This window comes from Kitasatospora hibisci (assembly GCF_043950205.1).
Classification (GTDB): Bacteria; Actinomycetota; Actinomycetes; order Streptomycetales; family Streptomycetaceae; genus Kitasatospora; species Kitasatospora hibisci.
In genome coordinates, this window is the sequence record NZ_CP171642.1 from 944,976 (window position 1) to 962,194 (window position 17,219).

The 17,219-nt window shown below is 73.3% G+C and carries 16 protein-coding genes and 1 pseudogene; 9 read left to right on the plus strand and 8 right to left on the minus strand.

Translation table 11 applies throughout. The features are described 5' to 3' along the window. Positions 1-45: 45 nt before the first annotated feature. Both ACF9IK_RS04355 and ACF9IK_RS04360 read right to left on the minus strand, forming a co-directional pair. Positions 46-867, minus strand: a complete 822-nt coding sequence (locus ACF9IK_RS04355; protein ID WP_395292909.1) for an alpha/beta fold hydrolase — start codon at positions 865-867, stop codon at positions 46-48. Positions 868-992: 125 nt separating this feature from the next. After that, on the minus strand, positions 993-1,700 hold the full coding sequence (locus ACF9IK_RS04360) for a GPR1/FUN34/YaaH family transporter (protein WP_395292910.1): 708 nt from the start codon (positions 1,698-1,700) through the stop codon (positions 993-995). Positions 1,701-1,972: 272 nt separating this feature from the next. Here ACF9IK_RS04360 and ACF9IK_RS04365 point away from each other — a divergent pair, with 272 nt between their 5' ends. The 5 genes from ACF9IK_RS04365 to ACF9IK_RS04385 all read left to right on the plus strand — a co-directional run bounded on the left by ACF9IK_RS04365 (position 1,973) and on the right by ACF9IK_RS04385 (position 5,951). Further along, a complete protein-coding gene (locus ACF9IK_RS04365) occupies positions 1,973-2,530 on the plus strand; it encodes a DinB family protein (RefSeq protein WP_395292911.1) in 558 nt (185 codons plus the stop codon). A 249-nt stretch (positions 2,531-2,779) separates the two neighbouring features. Then, entirely contained in the window at positions 2,780-3,397 is a 618-nt protein-coding gene (locus tag ACF9IK_RS04370; protein WP_395292912.1) for a hypothetical protein, read from the plus strand. A gap of 149 nt (positions 3,398-3,546) precedes the next feature. Continuing rightward, positions 3,547-4,590 carry a DUF1996 domain-containing protein gene (locus tag ACF9IK_RS04375; protein WP_395292913.1) on the plus strand — a complete coding sequence of 348 codons (1,044 nt, stop codon included), beginning with the start codon at positions 3,547-3,549 and terminating at the stop codon, positions 4,588-4,590. A gap of 57 nt (positions 4,591-4,647) precedes the next feature. Then, the gene (locus ACF9IK_RS04380; protein WP_395292914.1) at positions 4,648-5,208 is read left to right on the plus strand and encodes a sigma-70 family RNA polymerase sigma factor; all 561 of its coding nucleotides are present in this window, start codon (positions 4,648-4,650) and stop codon (positions 5,206-5,208) included. Continuing rightward, on the plus strand, positions 5,205-5,951 hold the full coding sequence (locus ACF9IK_RS04385) for an anti-sigma factor (protein ID WP_395292915.1): 747 nt from the start codon (positions 5,205-5,207) through the stop codon (positions 5,949-5,951). The genes ACF9IK_RS04380 and ACF9IK_RS04385 overlap by 4 nt, the downstream gene beginning before the upstream one ends. Before the next feature lie 48 nt (positions 5,952-5,999). On the opposite strand, the gene ACF9IK_RS04390 is transcribed toward ACF9IK_RS04385, so the two are convergent. Then, positions 6,000-7,673 carry a histidine decarboxylase gene (locus tag ACF9IK_RS04390; protein WP_395292916.1) on the minus strand — a complete coding sequence of 558 codons (1,674 nt, stop codon included), beginning with the start codon at positions 7,671-7,673 and terminating at the stop codon, positions 6,000-6,002. Between the two features lie 180 nt (positions 7,674-7,853). Here ACF9IK_RS04390 and ACF9IK_RS04395 point away from each other — a divergent pair, with 180 nt between their 5' ends. After that, positions 7,854-8,345 (plus strand): Lrp/AsnC family transcriptional regulator, encoded by a 492-nt coding sequence (locus ACF9IK_RS04395; RefSeq protein WP_395292917.1) that lies wholly within the window; start codon positions 7,854-7,856, stop codon positions 8,343-8,345. A gap of 48 nt (positions 8,346-8,393) precedes the next feature. On the opposite strand, the gene ACF9IK_RS04400 is transcribed toward ACF9IK_RS04395, so the two are convergent. Beyond that, a complete protein-coding gene (locus ACF9IK_RS04400; RefSeq protein WP_395292918.1) occupies positions 8,394-10,520 on the minus strand; it encodes a SpoIIE family protein phosphatase in 2,127 nt (708 codons plus the stop codon). A 132-nt stretch (positions 10,521-10,652) separates the two neighbouring features. Then, positions 10,653-11,696 carry a magnesium and cobalt transport protein CorA gene (locus ACF9IK_RS04405; RefSeq protein ID WP_395292919.1) on the minus strand — a complete coding sequence of 348 codons (1,044 nt, stop codon included), beginning with the start codon at positions 11,694-11,696 and terminating at the stop codon, positions 10,653-10,655. Between the two features lie 184 nt (positions 11,697-11,880). On the opposite strand from ACF9IK_RS04405, the gene ACF9IK_RS04410 reads away from it, so the two are divergent. Further along, on the plus strand, positions 11,881-13,464 hold the full coding sequence (locus ACF9IK_RS04410) for a phytoene desaturase family protein (protein ID WP_395292920.1): 1,584 nt from the start codon (positions 11,881-11,883) through the stop codon (positions 13,462-13,464). Between the two features lie 212 nt (positions 13,465-13,676). Continuing rightward, complete coding sequence (locus ACF9IK_RS04415) at positions 13,677-14,291, plus strand: TIGR03086 family metal-binding protein (protein WP_395292921.1); 615 nt, start codon at positions 13,677-13,679, stop codon at positions 14,289-14,291. A gap of 304 nt (positions 14,292-14,595) precedes the next feature. Here the strand turns inward: ACF9IK_RS04415 and ACF9IK_RS04420 are convergent, their stop codons facing one another. Continuing rightward, a complete protein-coding gene (locus tag ACF9IK_RS04420) occupies positions 14,596-14,955 on the minus strand; it encodes a zinc ribbon domain-containing protein YjdM (protein ID WP_395292922.1) in 360 nt (119 codons plus the stop codon). Between the two features lie 151 nt (positions 14,956-15,106). Here ACF9IK_RS04420 and ACF9IK_RS04425 point away from each other — a divergent pair, with 151 nt between their 5' ends. Next, a complete protein-coding gene (locus tag ACF9IK_RS04425) occupies positions 15,107-15,643 on the plus strand; it encodes a GNAT family N-acetyltransferase (protein ID WP_395292923.1) in 537 nt (178 codons plus the stop codon). On the opposite strand, the gene ACF9IK_RS04430 is transcribed toward ACF9IK_RS04425, so the two are convergent. Together ACF9IK_RS04430 and ACF9IK_RS04435 are read right to left on the minus strand one after the other, a co-directional pair. Continuing rightward, entirely contained in the window at positions 15,588-15,857 is a 270-nt protein-coding gene (locus ACF9IK_RS04430; RefSeq protein WP_395292924.1) for a transposase, read from the minus strand. The genes ACF9IK_RS04425 and ACF9IK_RS04430 overlap by 56 nt on opposite strands. Before the next feature lie 214 nt (positions 15,858-16,071). Then, a pseudogene (locus tag ACF9IK_RS04435) lies at positions 16,072-17,196 on the minus strand (ISAzo13 family transposase); the annotation flags it as partial. Between the last annotated feature and the right edge of the window lie 23 nt (positions 17,197-17,219).

Below are 17,219 nucleotides of genomic sequence, written 5' to 3' on the forward strand. Positions count from 1 at the left end.
CCGAACGGCCCCGGGCGCCGGGACCGGACGCCCGGGGCACCGGGATCAGGCGCCGATGAACTCGATCAGGTCGCGGGTGAACGCGGCCTCGTAGGCGCCGACCAGGCCGTGCGGGGCACCGGGGTAGACCTTCAGGACACCCTGGGAGAGCAGCTTGACGCTCTTCTCCGCCGAGGCGGCGATCGGCACGATCTGGTCGTCGTCGCCGTGCGCGACCAGGACCGGGATGTCGATCTTCTTCAGGTCCTCGGTGAAGTCGGTCGCCGAGAAGGCCGCGATGCAGTCCAGCGCGCCCTTCAGCCCGGCCTGCATGCCCTGGAGCCAGAACTCGCGGCGCTTGCCCTCGGAGACCTCCGCGCCCGCGCGGTTGAAGCCGAAGAAGGACTCGCTGAGGTCCCAGTAGAACTGCGACCGGTCCGCGGCGACGCCGGCCCGGATGCCGTCGAAGGCTTCGATCGGGGTGCCCTCGGGGTTGGCGTCGGTCTTCAGCATCAGCGGCGGGACGGCGCCGAGCAGGACGGCCTTGGCCACCCGGGCGCTGCCGTGGCGGCCGAGGTAGCGGGCCACCTCGCCACCGCCGGTGGAGTGGCCCACCAGGACGGCATCGGTGAGGTCGAGCCGGTCCATCAGCTCGGCCAGGTCGTCCGCGTACTGGTCCATGTGGTTGCCGTCCCAGGTCTGGGTGGAACGGCCGTGTCCGCGGCGGTCGTGGGCGACGACCCGGTAGCCGGCCGAGGCGACGGCGACAGCGAGGCTGTCCCAGGCGTCGGCGTTCAGCGGCCAGCCGTGGGAGAGGACCACCGGACGGCCGGTGCCCCAGTCCTTGTAGTACTTCTGGGAGCCGTCGGCGAGGGTGATGTCGGGCATGGTGGGCCTTTCGAGTGGTGTCGAGCGGTGTCGACCGGTGAGGTGGCTGCACGGTCCCGGACGGAACCGGCGTGGACGGGAGGTCGGAGAGGGGTCGCGGTGGCGGGCGGGCCGCCGCGGGGCGGTCACAGCGTGCGCCGCACGCCCGCCTGGCGTTCCAGATCGCGCAGCTGGACCGCGAGGTCGCCCACCACCGCGTGGTGGGCCGGACCGCTGCGGCCGATCGGCAGCACCTGCTCGCCCCTCATGTCCTCCAGCATCAGCGCGAACGCCGTGTAGAGCGCGACGGCGGCGAGCAGCAGCCCGAGGCCGCCGGAGAGCCGGCCGAGCCAGGCGGTGCCGGTCAGGTTGGCCAGGGCGGCCACCCCGAAGCGGGGCACCGCGGTGCAGAGCACCAGCCAGAGGGCCCGCTTACGGCCCGCGACCGCCGCCATCATCAGGGCGAACGCGGCGAACGTGGCGTTGAGGACACCGAGCACCTCGGTGCCACCGGGCGGTTCCAGCACCAGGACGAGCGAACTCGCCAGCCAGAGCCCGGAGAAACAGGCCATCAGGGTGGCCGCCAGGACGTCGCGGGCGCCGAGCGCGAAGACCGCGACGACCAGCTGCAGGACGAAGGCCGGCAGGATCGCCAGCCCGACCGCCCGGCGGCCGTCCTCGAAGACGCCCAGCTGGAAGCAGCCCACCATCACCGAGGCGATGCCGACCGTGTAGAAGCCGAGCGGCATCGGCGAGGCGATCGGACGGAGGTTGATCCGGGTCATCCCGCGCAGATCCGCCTCGAAGTGCCGTCCGCCCGAACCGCCCCTCCCGGGGCTGTCGTTGGTGGTCATGGTGTCCGCTCCGTCGAGGTGGCTGGGGTGGGTGGGGCGAACGGACGGGGGAACGTTCCGGCCGCAGCACAGACGCTAGGCCGACCGGCCCGGGGCCGGTGCTCCCGTGCTGCACACCCGCTTGCCCCGGAAGGAACTGCACCGCGGTCTCCCGGGACGGCGAGGCCGGACGAACACGGCCTCCCGAACCCGCGATCTAGGACAGGAACTGACCCAGTTTCCTCCTACCGTGGTTCTCGTCGACGGAACGACACCCGACGGAGGAGAAATCCATGAACAGCACCGCGATCGAGACCGCCCCCGCCACCCCGGCCACCCCGGCCCCCACCGGCGAGCGCGCCGACCTGCTGGCCGTACTGGCCAAGCACCGGCACTTCCTCCGCTTCACCACCCGCGACCTGACCGACGAGCAGGCCGGGCGGCGGACGACCGCGAGCGAGCTGTGCGTCGGCGGGCTGATCAAGCACGTCGCCGCGATGGAGCGCGTGTGGGCGGACTTCATCCTGGAAGGCCCGTCGGCGATGCCCGACTTCACGGCCATGAGCGAGGCCGACCAGGCCGTGTGGGCCGGCCAGTTCCGGATGCTGCCCGGCGAGACGCTGGAAGGCATCCTGGCCGACTACGCCGCGGTCGCCCGCCGTACCGACGAGCTGGTCGCCGTCCTGCCCGACCTCGACGTCGCGCACCCGCTGCCGGCAGCCCCGTGGTTCACGGACACCCACTGGTCGGCCCGCCGGGTGCTGCTGCACGTCATCGCCGAGACCGCCCAGCACGCCGGCCACGCCGACATCGTCCGGGAGGCGCTGGACGGCGCCAAGACCATGGGCTGAGCCCATCCCCCCGGGCGGTCGACGGATGCCGCTGAAGAGGGAGTTCACGGCGCGAGTGGCGGTCCGGGGCGCGGCCCGGTCAGGTTCCTCCCGCTGCGGGTGGGCACCGTGCCGAGCGGCGCCGGGGCGGCCGCCGGAAAAGAAATCCCGCCGGGGTTGAACCACCTCGCGTCGGCATCCGTGTTGGTGGTGCACGCGGCACCGAGCCGCATTCGAAGCCAAGACACCCACCACCAGGGGGAGTTCGCCATGCCCAAGTTCACCGGAAACCGTCGTCTGCTCGCCGCCGCCGGCCTCGCCGCCGTCCTGCTGACCGCGACCGCCTGCGGGCCCGGGGAGGAGAACTCCTCCGACGCCGCCGCCACGACCGCTGCCCCCGCCGCCGCCCCGGCGGCCGCGGGGGCGGACGTCCCCGGCGCCGGCGGCGGCCGGCTGGTGGCGGCGGACTCTCCCACGCTCGGCGCGATCGTCACCGACGGCTCGGGCCGCACGCTCTACCGCTTCGACAAGGACACCGGCAAGCCCTCCGCCAGCACCTGCGTCGACGCCTGCGCCGCGAAGTGGCCGCCGGTCCCCGCCCAGGAGAAGGTCGACGTCACCGGCGTCGAGTCGGCCCTGGTCGGCACCGTGACCCGGCCCGACGGGAGCAAGCAGCTCACGCTGAACGGCTGGCCGCTGTACCGCTTCGCCGGGGACACCGCGGCGGGGCAGACCAACGGTCAGGGCGTGGGCGGCACCTGGTTCGCCAGCACGCCCGAGGGCAAGAAGGCCCAGGCCGCGGCCGGCGGCGCGGCCACCGGGCAGGCGAGCGCTCCGGCGCCGTCCGCGAGCATGCCGCAGACCGGGGGCTACCCGAACGGCTACTGACGGCCCACCGGACTCGGGGCGCCGGACGGCCCGCATCGGATGGGCGACTCGCCGAGCCGGCGGGCCCGCCGAACAGCGGTGGCGCGGGAGGCGGGCGGCTCCACCGGAGCGCGCTTGCCTCCGCGGCGGCCCCCAGCGAGACTGTCGCGGTGCTGCACCTGGTTCGTGATCACCGCTGGTCGGCGAGCGCCGTGCTCCCGTTCGGCGTCCTGCTCTGCCTCGTCCTCGCGCTCTGCCTCCTGACGGTGCGCCTCTGGCCGGAGGCCGCGGAGTCCGGCGACTACGTCGAGATCGGCGCCGTCCGAGCCGTCCACGCCGGCGGCGGCGCCGGCGGTGGGCCCGCACCGGAGGAATCCGGCCCGGACGCCTCCGCCGGCTCGTACACCGAGGACTGCGGTCGCAACCTGGAGGGGCACCGCAACAGTGACAACGTGGTGATCTCGCCGGGAGTCGTGGGCGGTGCCCACCACGTCCACGACTACGTCGGCAACCTGTCCACCGACGCCCTGGCCAGCGACGCGTCCCTCGCCGCCGCCGGGACGACCTGCACCGGCGGCGACCGCTCCAGCTACTACTGGCCGGTGCTGCGCCGGACCGACCGAGCCGGCGGAGCGGCCGCCGGGCACGACGGGGACGGCAGGGACGGCGGACAGGACGGCCACGGCGGCGCGGGCGAGATCCTCGTCCCCGAGACGGTCACCGTCGAGTTCCGCGGCAACCCGTGGAGCAAGGTGGTACCGATGCCGCGCTTCCTACGGCTGCTGGAGGGCGATCCCACCGCGGCCACCGACGGCGGCGCGGAGGCCAGGCCCCGGTGGGGCTGCACCGGGTTCCCCGGCCGGACGACCGACCGCTACCCGCTCTGCCCCGCCGGCAGCCTGCTCACCCGTACCCTCGACTTCCCCAGTTGCTGGGACGGCCGCGGCACGGACAGCCCGGACCACCGCTCCCATGCGGTGTTCCCCTCCGCCACCGGGGTCTGCCCCCACCGGACCTTCCCGGTCCCCCACCTCCGGGTGACCGTCGGATACCGGCCCCCGCCCGGCCGGGCGTTCGCCCTGGACGCCTTCCCCGAACAGCACCACAGCCCGCTCACCGACCACGGGGTCTTCATCGGCGTCATGACCGACGACCGGATGGCGAAGCTGGTGACCTGTCTGAACCGGAATCGCAGCTGCCGGGAATCCGGTTGAACCGGACGGCCGCCGCGTACGTGCTCTGCGTGGCACCCCACGACGGAGGAATGGCGGATGGCGAGGACACGACCGGCGACACAGCGCGGCGCGGCCGACGAAGCACTGATCAGAACGCTGTACGAGCAACACGGCGGCGCGCTGCTCGCGTACGCCGTCCGGCTCACCGGTGACCGGGCCGCGGCCGAGGACGCCGTGCAGGAGACCCTGATCCGCGCCTGGCGGAACCCCGAGGCCCTCACCGAGGCCCGGGGCTCGGTGCGCAGCTGGCTGCTGACGGTGGAGCGGAACCTGATCACCGACCGGTTCCGGGCCAAGGCCGCGCGCCCCGCCGAGGTCGCCGAGGTGTCCGAGCGGTCGGCCACCGTGCCGGTGCAGCGCGACCACGCCGAGGGCGTGGTGGAGGCACTGGTGATGACGGAGGCACTCGAACAGCTCTCGCCCGAGCACCGGGACGTGCTGCGGTCGATCTACTTCCAGCAACTGTCGGTCGCCGAGGCGGCGGAGCAGCTGGGCGTGCCGGCCGGGACGGTCAAGTCGCGCGCTCACTACGCACTTCGGGCACTCAAGCGGTCGTACGCCGGCAAGGCCGGGACGTTGAAGGAGGTGGCGGTGTGAGCACGGAACAGCACGGGACGAACACGGAGCAGCACGAGCGGAACGCGGAGCTCATCGGCGCCTACGTCCTGGGTGCGCTGGAGCCGGCGGACGCGGCGTCGGTCGAGCGGCACCTGGCCGGCTGCGCGCCCTGTGCCCAGGAGGCGACCGAGTTGCAGGAGCTGGAGCGAGTCCTGGGCGAGGTGCCGCCCGAGATCCTGGTGGACGGGCCGCCCGAGGGCGGCGACCTGCTGCTGCAGCGGACCCTGCGGCAGGCGCGGGCGGAACGGGGGGCGGCCGTCCTGCGGCGCCGGGCCTGGATCGGCGCGGCCGCGGTGGCCGCCGCTGCGGCGGTGCTGGCCGCGGGCGTGTCGCTGGGCCGGAGCACGGCGTCCGACCGGCCGCCGGTGGCGGTCGGACCGGCCCCGTCGTCCGCGACCGTGGCACCGCCCCCGGCGGGCACCCGGACCGCCTCGGTGACGGAGCCGTCCACGGGCGCCCGGATGACGCTGACGGTCACCCCGGCGACGGGCTGGGTGCGGGTGAGCGCGGCGGTCACCGGGATCCCGGCGGGTCAGCGCTGCCGCCTGGTGGTCAACGGCAGGAGCGGGGCGAAGGTGGACGCCGGGAGCTGGCTGGTCTCCCCGGCCGGCGCCGAGAAGGGCACGACCCTGGACGGCTCGGCCCTGGTGGCGCCGGACGACGTCGCCTCGGTCTCGGTGGTGAACGATGCGGGCCGGACGTTCGTGACGGTGCCGGTGTAGACGGGAGGGGGCCGGGCGGTCCTGCGACCGCCCGGCCCCCTCCGCGCACTACAGAGAAGGCCCGGCCAGGATCACCCGGTCCTCGGCGAGCTCCGCCAGCAGGGCGTCCAGCTTCTCCCGGTCGACCGAGGGCATCACGAAGACGTGCACGTAGCTGCGGCGGGTGGACTCGTCGCCCGCGACCATCAGCACGTCCTGGGAGGAGAGCGACCACTTGGCCACCAGCTCCGGGCTGGGCTGGCGGAACCGGACGGTGACGGCGCCCGGGGTGCGGGCCGGCCAGAGCTCGACGCCCAGCTCCCGCTCCATCGCGTGCAGGCGGCCCTCCAGGTAGCCGGCCAGCTCCTGGGCGCCGCGTATCCGGTCCACCTGGTCCTGGTAGGAGTGCCGGGACAGGTGGTCCCAGAGGACCAGCGGGGAGAAGCCGTTGCGGGAGCCGGCGAAGGTGGTGTCGGGCGCGCCGATGTAGTCCGGCTGGGAGGGCGGCGAGATCTGGTACTTCACCTTCGTCATGTAGATGCCGCACGGCCACGGTGCGCCGGGCCACTTGTGACCGCTCATCGCGATCGAGGAGACCATGTCGACGTCGCCGAGCTCCGCGGTGGGCAGCCGGAGGCCGAAGTCGAACTCCGGCAGCTCGGCCTCGGGGGTCCAGCCGTACGCGGCCGGGTCCTGGGCGGCCATCCGCACGAAGGGCGCGTAGCCGGCGCCGAGCGCGCCGTCCACGTGGATCCAGAAGCCGCGGCGCACGTCGACCAGCGGCTCGCCGGTGCGCGGGTCCTTGCCGTGGACGACCTCGCGGCGGACCAGGCCGTACCGCTCGAAGATCGGCAGCAGCCGCTCGCAGACCCGTCGGACGTCGTCGTGGGCGCCCTTGAAGGTGCTGCCGAGGTTGAGGTTGACGAAGACCGGGTGGCCCTTCGCGGCGAAGAACTCGACGAGCACGGCGAGGGCGTCGACGTCGATCTCGCCCGGGCCGTCCCAGGAGCGGCCGGACGGCCCCGGGGCGGAGGGCACCTCGGTGGGCCACTCGCGGAGGCCGGTGGCGGGGTCGACCAGCGGGCACTCGTCGGCGTACTTCTCCAGGCCGACGGCGTGGAAGGTCTCGACGCCCAGGACGCGGACGGCCTTGGCGAAGGAGTAGTGGGTGTCCTCGGAGTAGAAGGCCACCGGGCGGTGGGCGTTCGGGTTGTCCCGGTCGGGCGCCGCCTGGACGTAGCGCAGGGCGTCGAAGGGCGCGGCCGGCGGCTGGATCAGCGCCTTGCCGCTCAGGTAGTCCCGGGCGTTCCAGAGCGCGTACATGTTGCCCTCGGTGGAGCCCATGGAGAGCATGTAGCCCCAGTACGACTCGGGGTCGGCGGGGTCGTGCGGGCGCTCGGCGTTCCACAGCTTCGCGTAGTAGTCGAGCACCGATCGCTCGATCACCTTGGTGTTCGGCTTGTAGCCGCCGCTCTGGAACGGGTCACCGAGGTTGTTGATGTTGTTCGGCATGAACCGGGCCAGGTCCAGCGCGGTGCCCTGGATGTCCTGGGTGGCCTGGTAGCCCATCAGGTGCCGGCGCTTGCGCGTCAGGTACTCGTCCACCGTGTCCAGGGCGCGCAGCCGCTGGTCGTCGTCGAGGCCGCCGGCGGGGAGCACGAAGTCCCGGTCGTCCAGCTCCGCCCCCGGGTCGACGGCGGGCGCGGCTGCGGGCGCGGCGGCGAAGGCGGCGGTCGGGCTCATGGCTTCGGCACTCCGGGGTCACAGGTCGGCCGGCCCGTGAGCGGGAACGGCGGAGGGCGTTCGCCGCTCGCGCCCCAGGATGGAACTTCCCGCCACCGGATGGAAGAGTCTCCGAACATTGTTCGACCGAATCCCGATCAGTCTTGCGAATCCACGGAATCGACTGGAATCCTGGGAGCCGTGCCGAACAATCCGCAGTCCCGCCGGGCGCCCGTCGACGGTGTCGACCGGGCGATCATCCGCGCCCTGGCCGACAATGCCCGGTTGCCGAACAACGCCCTCGCAGAGGCGGTGGGCATCGCCCCCTCGACCTGCCTGGCCCGGGTGCGCGCACTCCAGGAGCGCGGGATCATCCGGGGCTTCCGGGCCGAGGTCGACCCGGCGGCGATCGGCCTGCCGCTGCAGGCGATGATCTCGGTCCGGCTCCGGGCGCACACCCGCGAGCAGAACGAGAGCTTCCGCGGCACCGCCCCCGACCTGCCGGGCGTCCTGGCGGTCTTCCACATGGCGGGCTCGGACGACTACCTGCTGCACGTGGGCGTCGCCGGCCCCGAGGCGCTGCGCGACTTCGTCGTCGACCACCTGACCACCCACCCGGCGGTCGCCCAGACCCGGACCAACCTGATCTTCGAGCAGATACCGGGCCGCCGCTACCTTGCCCCGGAGCGGTGAGGCTCCCGACGGTCTGCCGCGGCACAACGCGGTGAAGCTCCCGACGGTCTACCGCGGCACGGAGCGGACCAGGAGGAGCGCGATGTCGTCGGTGCGGTGGTCGGCCTGGCCGGCCCGGCCGATGAGGGCGTCGGCGAGGCGGTCGAGCGGGTCGCGGCCGTGGCGGGCGAGGGTGGCGATGAGACCGGCCACCGCCTGGTCGGGGTCGGTGCCGGGGGCGTCGATGAGGCCGTCGGTGTACAGGACCAGGGTGGTGCCGATCGGCAGGTCGATACGGATCTGCGGGTACTCGGCGGCGGGGTCGACGTTCAGCACCACGCCGGTGGGCGGTTCCAGGGCGCGCGCCCGGCCGTCCGGGCCGTACAGCAGCGGCACCGGGTGGCCGGCGTTGGCCAGCCAGGCCTCGCGGCGGGTGAGGTCGACGCAGAAGTACGTGCAGCTCGCCAACAGGGAGGTGTCGAGATCGGCCAACAGACGGTTGGTGCGGGTGAGCACGGTGCTCGGGTCGGCGTCGGCCGCGGCGAAGGCGCGGACCGCGGTACGGACCTGGCCCATCAGCGCGGCCGCGTTCACGTTGTGGCCCTGGACGTCGCCGATGACGACGGCCACGGAGTCCTGCCCGACCCGGATGAGGTCGTAGAAGTCGCCGCCGACGTCCATGTCCTCGGTGCACGGCAGGTACCGGGCGCTGACCTCCAGACTCGGGACGACGGGCAGCGCACGGGGCAGCAGGCTCTCCTGCAGGCCGTGGGCGAGGACCAGCTTGGTGTCGTACAGCCGGGCGCGGTCCAGGGCCTGGGCGATCAGACCGCCGAGCGAGGTGAGGACGGCGCGCTCCTCGGTGTCGAAGTGGTGCGGCTCTGCGAAGGCCAGCACGCAGGTGCCGATCAGGCGGCGCGAGGTCACCAGCGGCAGGTAGGCCCAGGCGGCCATGCCGTCCTGGGTCTCGTGGCGGTCCGGGTAGAGCCGTTCCAGCTCCGCGCGGGTCTCGAAGAACGCGGGCACCGGGTTGGTCGAAGCCTGCACACCGGGCGTGGACTCGCTCAGCGACGTGCCGTCGAACTGGTCGACCAGACCGGGCGGGTAGCCGCGGTGGCCCGCGATGCGCAGACGTCCCCCCTCGGCCATCAGGACGGCGACGGCCTGGCCGCCGAAGGCCGGCAGGATCTGCTCGGACACCATGGTCACCACGTCCTGCACGCTGATGGCCTCGGTCAGCGCGCTGGCGAGGTGGAGCAGGTGGTAGAGCGCGCCGGGCCGGGTGTGCACCGCCCGCTCGGCGGGCTGCTCGCCCTGTCCGTCCGGCCGCGCGACGTCGGCGGCGACGATCTGCACGGTGACCCCCGAGGCGTCCGGGAAGAGCCGGAACGACAGCCACCGGTCCGGCGGCCGCAGCGCGACGAAGGAGGTCGGCTGCCCGCCGATCACCGCCGCCCGGTAGTGGTACTCGTACACCGGGTCGCGCAGCCAGCGCAGCACCGACCACGGGCGCCCGCCCAGCAGCTTCTCCACCGGTTCGCCGAGCAGCTCCGCCGCGGCGGGGGTGACCGCGGCCAGCCGGCCGTCCAGGTCGATGTCGCACATGCCCTCGGGCAGCCGGGCCGGCATGGTGGTGAAGGGGTCGGCGGAACGGTTCTCCGCCACCACGGGGACCGGGCCGGGCCGCACCGGACGGCCCGCCCTGGCCGCCTCCGCCAGGACCTCGGTCAGCCGCCGGGCGAGCAGCTCCAGCGCGTCGCGTTCGCGGGGCGCCAGCTCCGGGGGGTGCGTGGCGGGCCAGAGCAGGAAGAGCGCCCCGTACGTCGTGCTCCCCGCGACCAGCGGAACGGCGGCGAGGCAGAACGAGTACGGCATGGCGACCGCGACCCGCGGGTAGCGGCGCGCCATCTCCTCGGCGCCGCCCACCCAGACGACCCGGCCGCCGCGCGTCGCGTCGACCACCGGGATCGGCACGGTCATGCCGACGTGCTGCCACGGCCTGGTGAACTGCCGGGCGGCCCCGAACGTCATGACGAGTTCGAGCAGCTGCCGGTCGTCCGAGAGCAGGTAGAGGCCGCCCATGTGCGCACCCAGGCGCTCCGGCGCCGACCGCAGGATCTGCGCCACCAGCTCGGGGCCGCGCCCCGCCTCCTCGGCAGCCCCGTGTGCGGGCTCCGAGGACGGACCCCGTGACATGCCCACCACTAGAACCCCATTCGAGCCGACGACTGAGCCCGTAGCCTCCCCTCCATACTGGCCCGGCCGGGTGCCATCCGTCCCGTCGCCGGCCGGACGGCCGGGACGTCCTCACGGTCGGCGCGGGCGCGGTCACGGGTTCCGGCCGCCCCTCCCGTTGCCCACCCCCGGCACCGGCGGCGCAGCCGCGCGCCGCTGCCGGCGCAGCCAGACGGTCAGCAGCACGCAGGGCAGCACCAGGCCGCACACGCTGAGCACGAGGAACTGCGCGAAGCCGCCGATGTGGCCGACCAGCCACGCGAAGTTCTGCCCGAAGAAGCCGACCACGAAGGACAGCGGCAGGAACACGGTCGCGACGATCGTGAGCCGTTCCATCGTGGCGCTCTGCCGGAGGTTGATCCGGTTCTGCTCGACCGAGATGACCGCGATGTTCGCCTCCAGGACGGTCGCCAGCAGGTCGCGCTGGGCCGCGACCTCCTCGTTGACCAGCAGCAGGTGGTCGTGCACGTCGCGGAGGTAGGGCAGGAGCTCGGTCGGCGCCCTGCCGGCCTGCAGCCGGCGGGCCAGCACGCCGAGCAGCGGGTGCACGGCACGGTAGAAGTCGGTGGCCTCGCGGCGCAGGAAGTAGATCCGCTCGGTCGGGGCGACCGTGCCGGAGAACACCGTGGCCTCGATCTGCTCGATGTCGCGTTCGAGCTCGGTGACGACGGGCGCGTAGCCGTCCACGACCTGGTCGAGGATCGCCCAGAGCGTCGACGCGCTACCGGTCCGCAGCAGCTCGGGCCGGCGTTCCAGCCGGCTGCGCGCGCCGGCCAGCTCGCTGGCGACCCCCTGGCGGACGGTGATCACGAAGTGTTCGGCGAGGAAGACGCTGATCTCGCCGGTGTCGACCTCCTCGCGCTCGTCGTCGTAGCGCGCGGTGCGCAGGATGATCAGCTCGGTGCCGTCCTCGTACTGCTCGGCCTTCGGCCTCAGGTGGAAGGCCCGGGCGTCCTCCACGGCGAGTTCGTGCAGCCCGAAGCTCTCGCGGACCTTGGCCAACTCCTCCTCCCCCGGCTCGAACATGCCCAGCCAGACGAAGCCGCCGAGGGTGCAACGCGCCGCCGCCTCCTCCAGCGGCATCGGGCCCTCGTGCTGCCGGCGTCCGTCGCGGTAGTGCGCGCAGTCGACGATCATGGCCTTCCTCCTCGCGTCCGGCCGGTGCCGCCCCCTTCCGATGATCCCGCCGATCCGGTGCACGGCCCCCCTCCGGCCGGGCCCGCGCCCCCTCCGCTCCACGCCCGGTCGGCCCCGGGGACGGTGCCGACCGGCACCTTCACGCCTTGTTCCCCGGGCCTCCCCGGTGCCGTAGCGTGGCCGCGTGAACGCGAACTCGTCCGCGCGGCACGACGCGGTGATCGTCGGTGGTGGGCACAACGGGCTGGTGGCGGCGGCGTACCTCGCGCGGGCCGGCCTCCGGGTGCTGGTGCTGGAACGGTTGCCGCAGGTGGGCGGGGCGGCGGTGTCGGCCCAGGCGTTCGCAGGAGTGGACGCCCGGCTGTCCCGCTACTCGTACCTGGTGAGCCTCCTGCCGCGGAAGGTGGTGCGCGACCTGGGGCTCCGGCTCGACCTGCGGCGGCGCCGGATCTCCTCCTACACGCCCGCGGTCCGGGACGGAAAGCCCACCGGGCTGCTGGTGGACGCCTCCGACCCGGGCCGGGCGCGGGAGTCGTTCCGGGCGCTGACCGGGGCGGACCGGGAGTGGGAGGCCTGGCAGCGCTTCTACGGGACGACCGGACAGGTCGCCCGGCGGGTGTTCCCCACGCTCACCGAGCCGCTGCCGTCCCGCTCCGAGCTGCGCCGGCTGGTCGCGGACGACTCCGCCTGGGAGGCCCTGTTCGAACGGCCGCTGGGCGAGACGATCGAGCGGACCTTCACCGACGACCTGGTGCGCGGCGTGGTGCTCACGGACGCGCTGATCGGCACCTTCACCCACGCCCACGACACCGCGCTGCGGCAGAACCGCTGCTTCCTCTACCACGTGATCGGCAACGGCACGGGCGACTGGGACGTCCCGGTCGGCGGGATGGGCGCGGTGACGGGCGCACTGGCCGAGGCGGCGCGGGCGGCCGGCGCGGAGATCCGGACCGGCTGCGAGGTCACCGCGATCGCCACCGACGGCCGAGGTGACGCCGAGGTGACGTACCGGCAGAAGGACGGCGAGGCAGTCGCGGTGGGCCGCCGGGTGCTCGTGAACGCCGCCCCGGCGGCACTGGCCGGGCTGCTCGGCGAGGAGCCCGGGCCGGGGCCCGCGCCCGAGGGCGCCCAGCTCAAGGTCAACATGGTGCTTCGCCGGCTGCCCCGGCTGAAGGACGCCGCCGTCGATCCGCGGGACGCCTTCGCCGGCACCTTCCACATCGCCGAGGGCTACCGGCAGCTGGAGACCGCCTACACGGAGGCGGAGGCCGGGCGGATTCCCTCAGCACCGCCGTCCGAGATCTACTGCCACACCCTGACCGACACCTCGATCCTGGGCCCCGAGGCCGTACGGCAGGGCTTCCAGACCCTGACGCTGTTCGGCCTGCACATGCCCGCCCGGCTGTTCACCGGTCCGGCGGCCAAGGAGCGCGCCCTGGCGGCGAGCCTGGCGCAGCTCGACGCGGTCCTGGCCGAGCCGATCGCCGACTGTCTGGCGACCGACGCCGCCGGACGCCCCTGCGTGGAGGCCAGGACGCCGCCGGACCTGGAGCGGGAGATCGGCCTGCCGGGCGGGCACATCTTCCACCGGGACCTCGAATTCCCCTTCGTGGAGGGGAGTCCGGACGGTGCCGCGGCCCGCTGGGGCGTGGCGACGGCGCACCCGAACGTGCTGCTGTGCGGCGCGGGCGCGGTCCGCGGCGGCGGCGTCAGCGGCATCCCCGGGCACAACGCGGCGCAGGCGGTGCTGGAGGAGCTGGCCCGGTAGCGCGCCCGGCCCGGACACGCCGGGTGACGGGCCCGGTCACCGAGCGTCCACCGGGGCCGTTCCGCTCCCCCACGACCGTCCCGACCGGACGCCCGGGGTGCCGCGGCGCCCACCGTCCGCCCCCGCCGCCGGACGCAGGCCCCCAAGCCTGGCGCGTCACTCCCCGTAGCGGTTTACTGGGAGTGAGCAGGGCAGGAAACGGAGGCCCCGCCATGGCTTGCCCACACCCGTACGGATTCCACGCCGAGGTCCGCGACCACTACGCGACGGCCGGGGCGGAGGTGACCCGACTGGTGCAGGCCGTTGCCGAGGAGCAGTGGGCGGCGCCCACCCCCTGCCGGCGCTGGGACGTCCGCGCCCTGGTCAACCACCTTGCCGCACAGCACCTCTGGGTCTGCCAGGCGGTGGCGGGCTACACCCCGGAGCAGATCGGCCGCCGCTTCGAGGGCGACGTCCTGGGCCGCAACCCCCTCGGCGTGTGGACGATGGCCGTCGACACCGCCGTCCGCGCCATCAACCAGCCGGGCGCTCTGGACCAGTTGGTCCACGTGCCGTACGGGATGCGTGATGTCGGCGGCTACACCAGGGAGCTGACTGCCGAGACCGTCGTCCACGGCTGGGACCTCGCCCGGGCCCTGGGCGAGAGCGGCCCCATGCCGCCGGGCGCCGCCCGGTACGCGCTCGCGGAGTTCCGGAACTACCGCAACCTCGCCGCCACCGGCCGGTTCGACCCGCCGCGCACCACCCCGCCGGGCGCCGACGCCCAGGAGCTGCTGCTCGCCTTCACCGGCCGCGACCCGCAGTGGTCCGCCGAACGCCTCCGCTGACCGCCGACCATCAGCGGCGTCCTGTCGGCGCCCCCCTTCGACGCCGTCCGCAGCACCACGAGAACCCGGCAGGCGACGGTGCCGCCCCGGCCCGCCCCGGCCTTCTCGCGAGCGGGCCGGGCCGGTCGGGTCACCGACGGTGCGTCAGGCGGTGTTCGGGCGAGCGGTCAGCGCAGCGCGTACGGGCCGGACCGTGCCCGCGCCGGCGCCGGAGTCGACGGCTCCGCCCCGGGTCCCTCCCCGGCTCCCGCCGCACACCGTCGCGCCGCCGAGGCCGGCGGCACCGATCAGGCCCGGAGGCGGATCAAGCCTTCTTCACCACGCTGGACTTGAGCTGCATGGCACCGAAGCCCTCGATGCGGCAGTCGATGTCGTGGCCGTCGACGCCGTCCACCAGCCGGATGTTGCGGACCTTGGTGCCCGCCTTGATGCCCGAGGCACTGCCCTTGACCTTGAGGGCCTTGACGACGGTCACGGTGTCGCCGTCGGCCAGCACGTTGCCGACCGCGTCCTTGACCACCCGCTCGCCGGCCCCGGCGGACGGGACCTCGCCACCGCCGGCGGGCACCCACTCGTGGCCGCACTCGGGGCAGACCATGAGGCCGTTCATCTCGTACGTGTACTGACCCGCGCACTGCGGGCACGGGGGAAGGTTGTCGCTCATACGTTCAGGATATCCATGCCACCGAGGGGCGTTTCCCGTGGTCAGGGAGCGCGCAGGCGGCGGAGTCGCCCTTCGGGCGACGCGACCGCCACTCCGGGGGCACCGCGAAAACCGATGGCCCGGACCAGGGCGCCAGTGTTAGCAATGTGACATGCTACAAGGCGACCACATCACCCTCCGGGCCCGGCACGAGACCGACGTCCCCGTGCTCCAGGCCGAGCTCTACGACGACGTCGCGACCCGCTCGCGGGCCGACTCCCGGCCCTGGCGGCCCGTCCCACCGGGGTCGGCGCAGTCGCCGTACGCGGTCTCCGGGGTCTCCGACGAGGCCGCCTGCTTCTCCGTGCTCGATACGGCCTCGGGGGAGCTGGCAGGCGAGGCCCTGCTCTGGGGCATCGACCCCCACAACCGGACCGCCCACCTGGGCGTCGCGCTGCGGCCGGGCCACCGGGGGCGCGGCTTCGCCACGGACGTCCTGCGGGTGCTCTGCCGCTACGGCTTCACGGTCCTCGGCCTGAACCGGCTGCAACTGGAGACGCTCGCGGACAACACGCCGATGCTCCGGGCCGCCACCGCGGCCGGGTTCACCGCCGAGGGCACGCTGCGCCGTTCGGCCTGGGCATGTGGGGAGTTCACGGACCAGGTGGTGCTCGGCCTGCTGGCCGAGGAGTGGCAGGACTGTCAGTGAGGATGCTCATGAGCGGTTCCCGGCAGGTCCGACCTGAGCGGGATCTGTCGGCCTCGTCCGGGAGCCGCTCGTGAGCATCCATCGTCCAGTTACGCAAGGTCTCCGGATTGATCCCGAGATCGTCGGCGACCGACTTGATCGTCGAGCCCGGCCGCGACTCGTACAGCGCGACCGCGTCCGCCTTGAACTCCGGCGGGTAGTGCTTCATCACCATCGGTGCAGGACTCCTGTCCACCCAGACCCATCAAGGTCCGAGTGTCTCTGGTGTCCAACATCCGGGGTCAAGCCCCGGCCCGGCGGGCGGCCTCGCCGGCCCGCCGGGCATAGAACGACGACCGGGAGATCCCCAGGACGACACAGATCCGCTTGACGCCCCAGGCGCCGTGGTGATCATCAACGAAACGGAAGCGGATCAGAGGACCCGTCAATTATTTACTGCCTGATTTGATCTCGTCTTCGTGCTGTGCGATCGCGTTCTGGAGGGCGTCGATCGTCCGGGGTGGGTGGGTCCGCCGGGGATGGGCCAGGGCTGCGGCTATGCCTGAGGTGGCGAAGGCGAGCAGTGGCTTGGTGCGGTGTGCGTGGTAGTTCAGGCTCGTGGGTACTCGACCGAGAAGTTGGGCGGCCAGGGCCAGGGTGACGGTGTTGCGGTGGTGCAGGACGGCGACCAGTACGCGGTGGCGGTGATCGAGGTAGCCGACCCCGGGGTTGTATCCGCGTCGGTTGATGCCCTTCCTCTTCTCGCGCTCGGCCTCGGCCAGGACGCGGCGGAAGGGCTCGAGTTCTTCCACGAGCTGGTCGAACTGCTCGCGGGGCATACCGGTCAGGGCCGGATGCGTGAGCAGGAGGGTGGCCTCGGCCGGGATCGGTGGTGCCTTGGCCTGTTCCGGCTCGACCGACGGTTCCTGTCCGGGGCCGTGCGGGGCGATGGTGTAGTTCCACTTGTCGTGGAAGTCGTCGCGTTCAACACGCTGAAGGATCGCTGCGCGCTCGGCATTGGTGAGCGTCCGGCCGGTGGGGTACTCGTTGTCGTCGAGGACCGCCTGGACGCTCAGCCCGGCGCTGGTGCGGGTGGCCGAGATGGTCTGGAGCAGTACTTCGTAGCTGGTCAGCGGCCTGCCACGCAGACTGTGGGTGATCCGGGAGAACAGCCGGTGTTCGACCTTGTTCCATTTCGAAGTCGCGGGCGGGAAGTGCATGACCGTGATGCTCAGTCCGGACTCGTCGGCGAAGGCGGCCAGGTCGTTCTTGAACAGGTGGGAGTCGGCTGAGTTGGCTCCTCCGGAGTCGGCGGTGACCAGCAGGCGGGTGGCGTCGGGGTAGTCGAGGTGGCCCTGGTGGTTCCACCAGCGGCGCAGGGACTCCACCGCGAAGGCGGCGGTGTTGCGGTCGGTGCCCACGTTGACCCAGCCGGTGTCGCGTCCCAGGTCGTAGACGCCGTAGGGGATGGCGATCGGGGTGTCGGGGTCCAGGAAGTCGTGGTCCGGGGCGGTGATCGGCCGGCCCTTGGGACGCCAGGTGCGGCCGGAACGGGCGAAGTCGCCGATCGGGTCGGGTAGGTGCGGCGCATTGCTGC

Excerpts from the sequence above, each read along its gene's own strand:
- ACF9IK_RS04355 (WP_395292909.1), bottom strand. The coding sequence starts at position 867 with ATGCCCGACATCACCCTCGCCGACGGCTCCCAGAAGTACTACAAGGAC.
- ACF9IK_RS04370 (WP_395292912.1), top strand. The coding sequence starts at position 2,780 with ATGCCCAAGTTCACCGGAAACCGTCGTCTGCTCGCCGCCGCCGGCCTC.
- ACF9IK_RS04365 (WP_395292911.1), top strand. The coding sequence starts at position 1,973 with ATGAACAGCACCGCGATCGAGACCGCCCCCGCCACCCCGGCCACCCCG.
- ACF9IK_RS04430 (WP_395292924.1), bottom strand. The coding sequence starts at position 15,857 with ATGGTGATGAAGCACTACCCGCCGGAGTTCAAGGCGGACGCGGTCGCG.
- ACF9IK_RS04380 (WP_395292914.1), top strand. The coding sequence starts at position 4,648 with ATGGCGAGGACACGACCGGCGACACAGCGCGGCGCGGCCGACGAAGCA.
- ACF9IK_RS04425 (WP_395292923.1), top strand. The coding sequence starts at position 15,107 with ATGCTACAAGGCGACCACATCACCCTCCGGGCCCGGCACGAGACCGAC.
- ACF9IK_RS04405 (WP_395292919.1), bottom strand. The coding sequence starts at position 11,696 with ATGATCGTCGACTGCGCGCACTACCGCGACGGACGCCGGCAGCACGAG.
- ACF9IK_RS04390 (WP_395292916.1), bottom strand. The coding sequence starts at position 7,673 with ATGAGCCCGACCGCCGCCTTCGCCGCCGCGCCCGCAGCCGCGCCCGCC.
- ACF9IK_RS04420 (WP_395292922.1), bottom strand. The coding sequence starts at position 14,955 with ATGAGCGACAACCTTCCCCCGTGCCCGCAGTGCGCGGGTCAGTACACG.
- ACF9IK_RS04400 (WP_395292918.1), bottom strand. The coding sequence starts at position 10,520 with ATGTCACGGGGTCCGTCCTCGGAGCCCGCACACGGGGCTGCCGAGGAG.
- ACF9IK_RS04415 (WP_395292921.1), top strand. The coding sequence starts at position 13,677 with ATGGCTTGCCCACACCCGTACGGATTCCACGCCGAGGTCCGCGACCAC.
- ACF9IK_RS04360 (WP_395292910.1), bottom strand. The coding sequence starts at position 1,700 with ATGACCACCAACGACAGCCCCGGGAGGGGCGGTTCGGGCGGACGGCAC.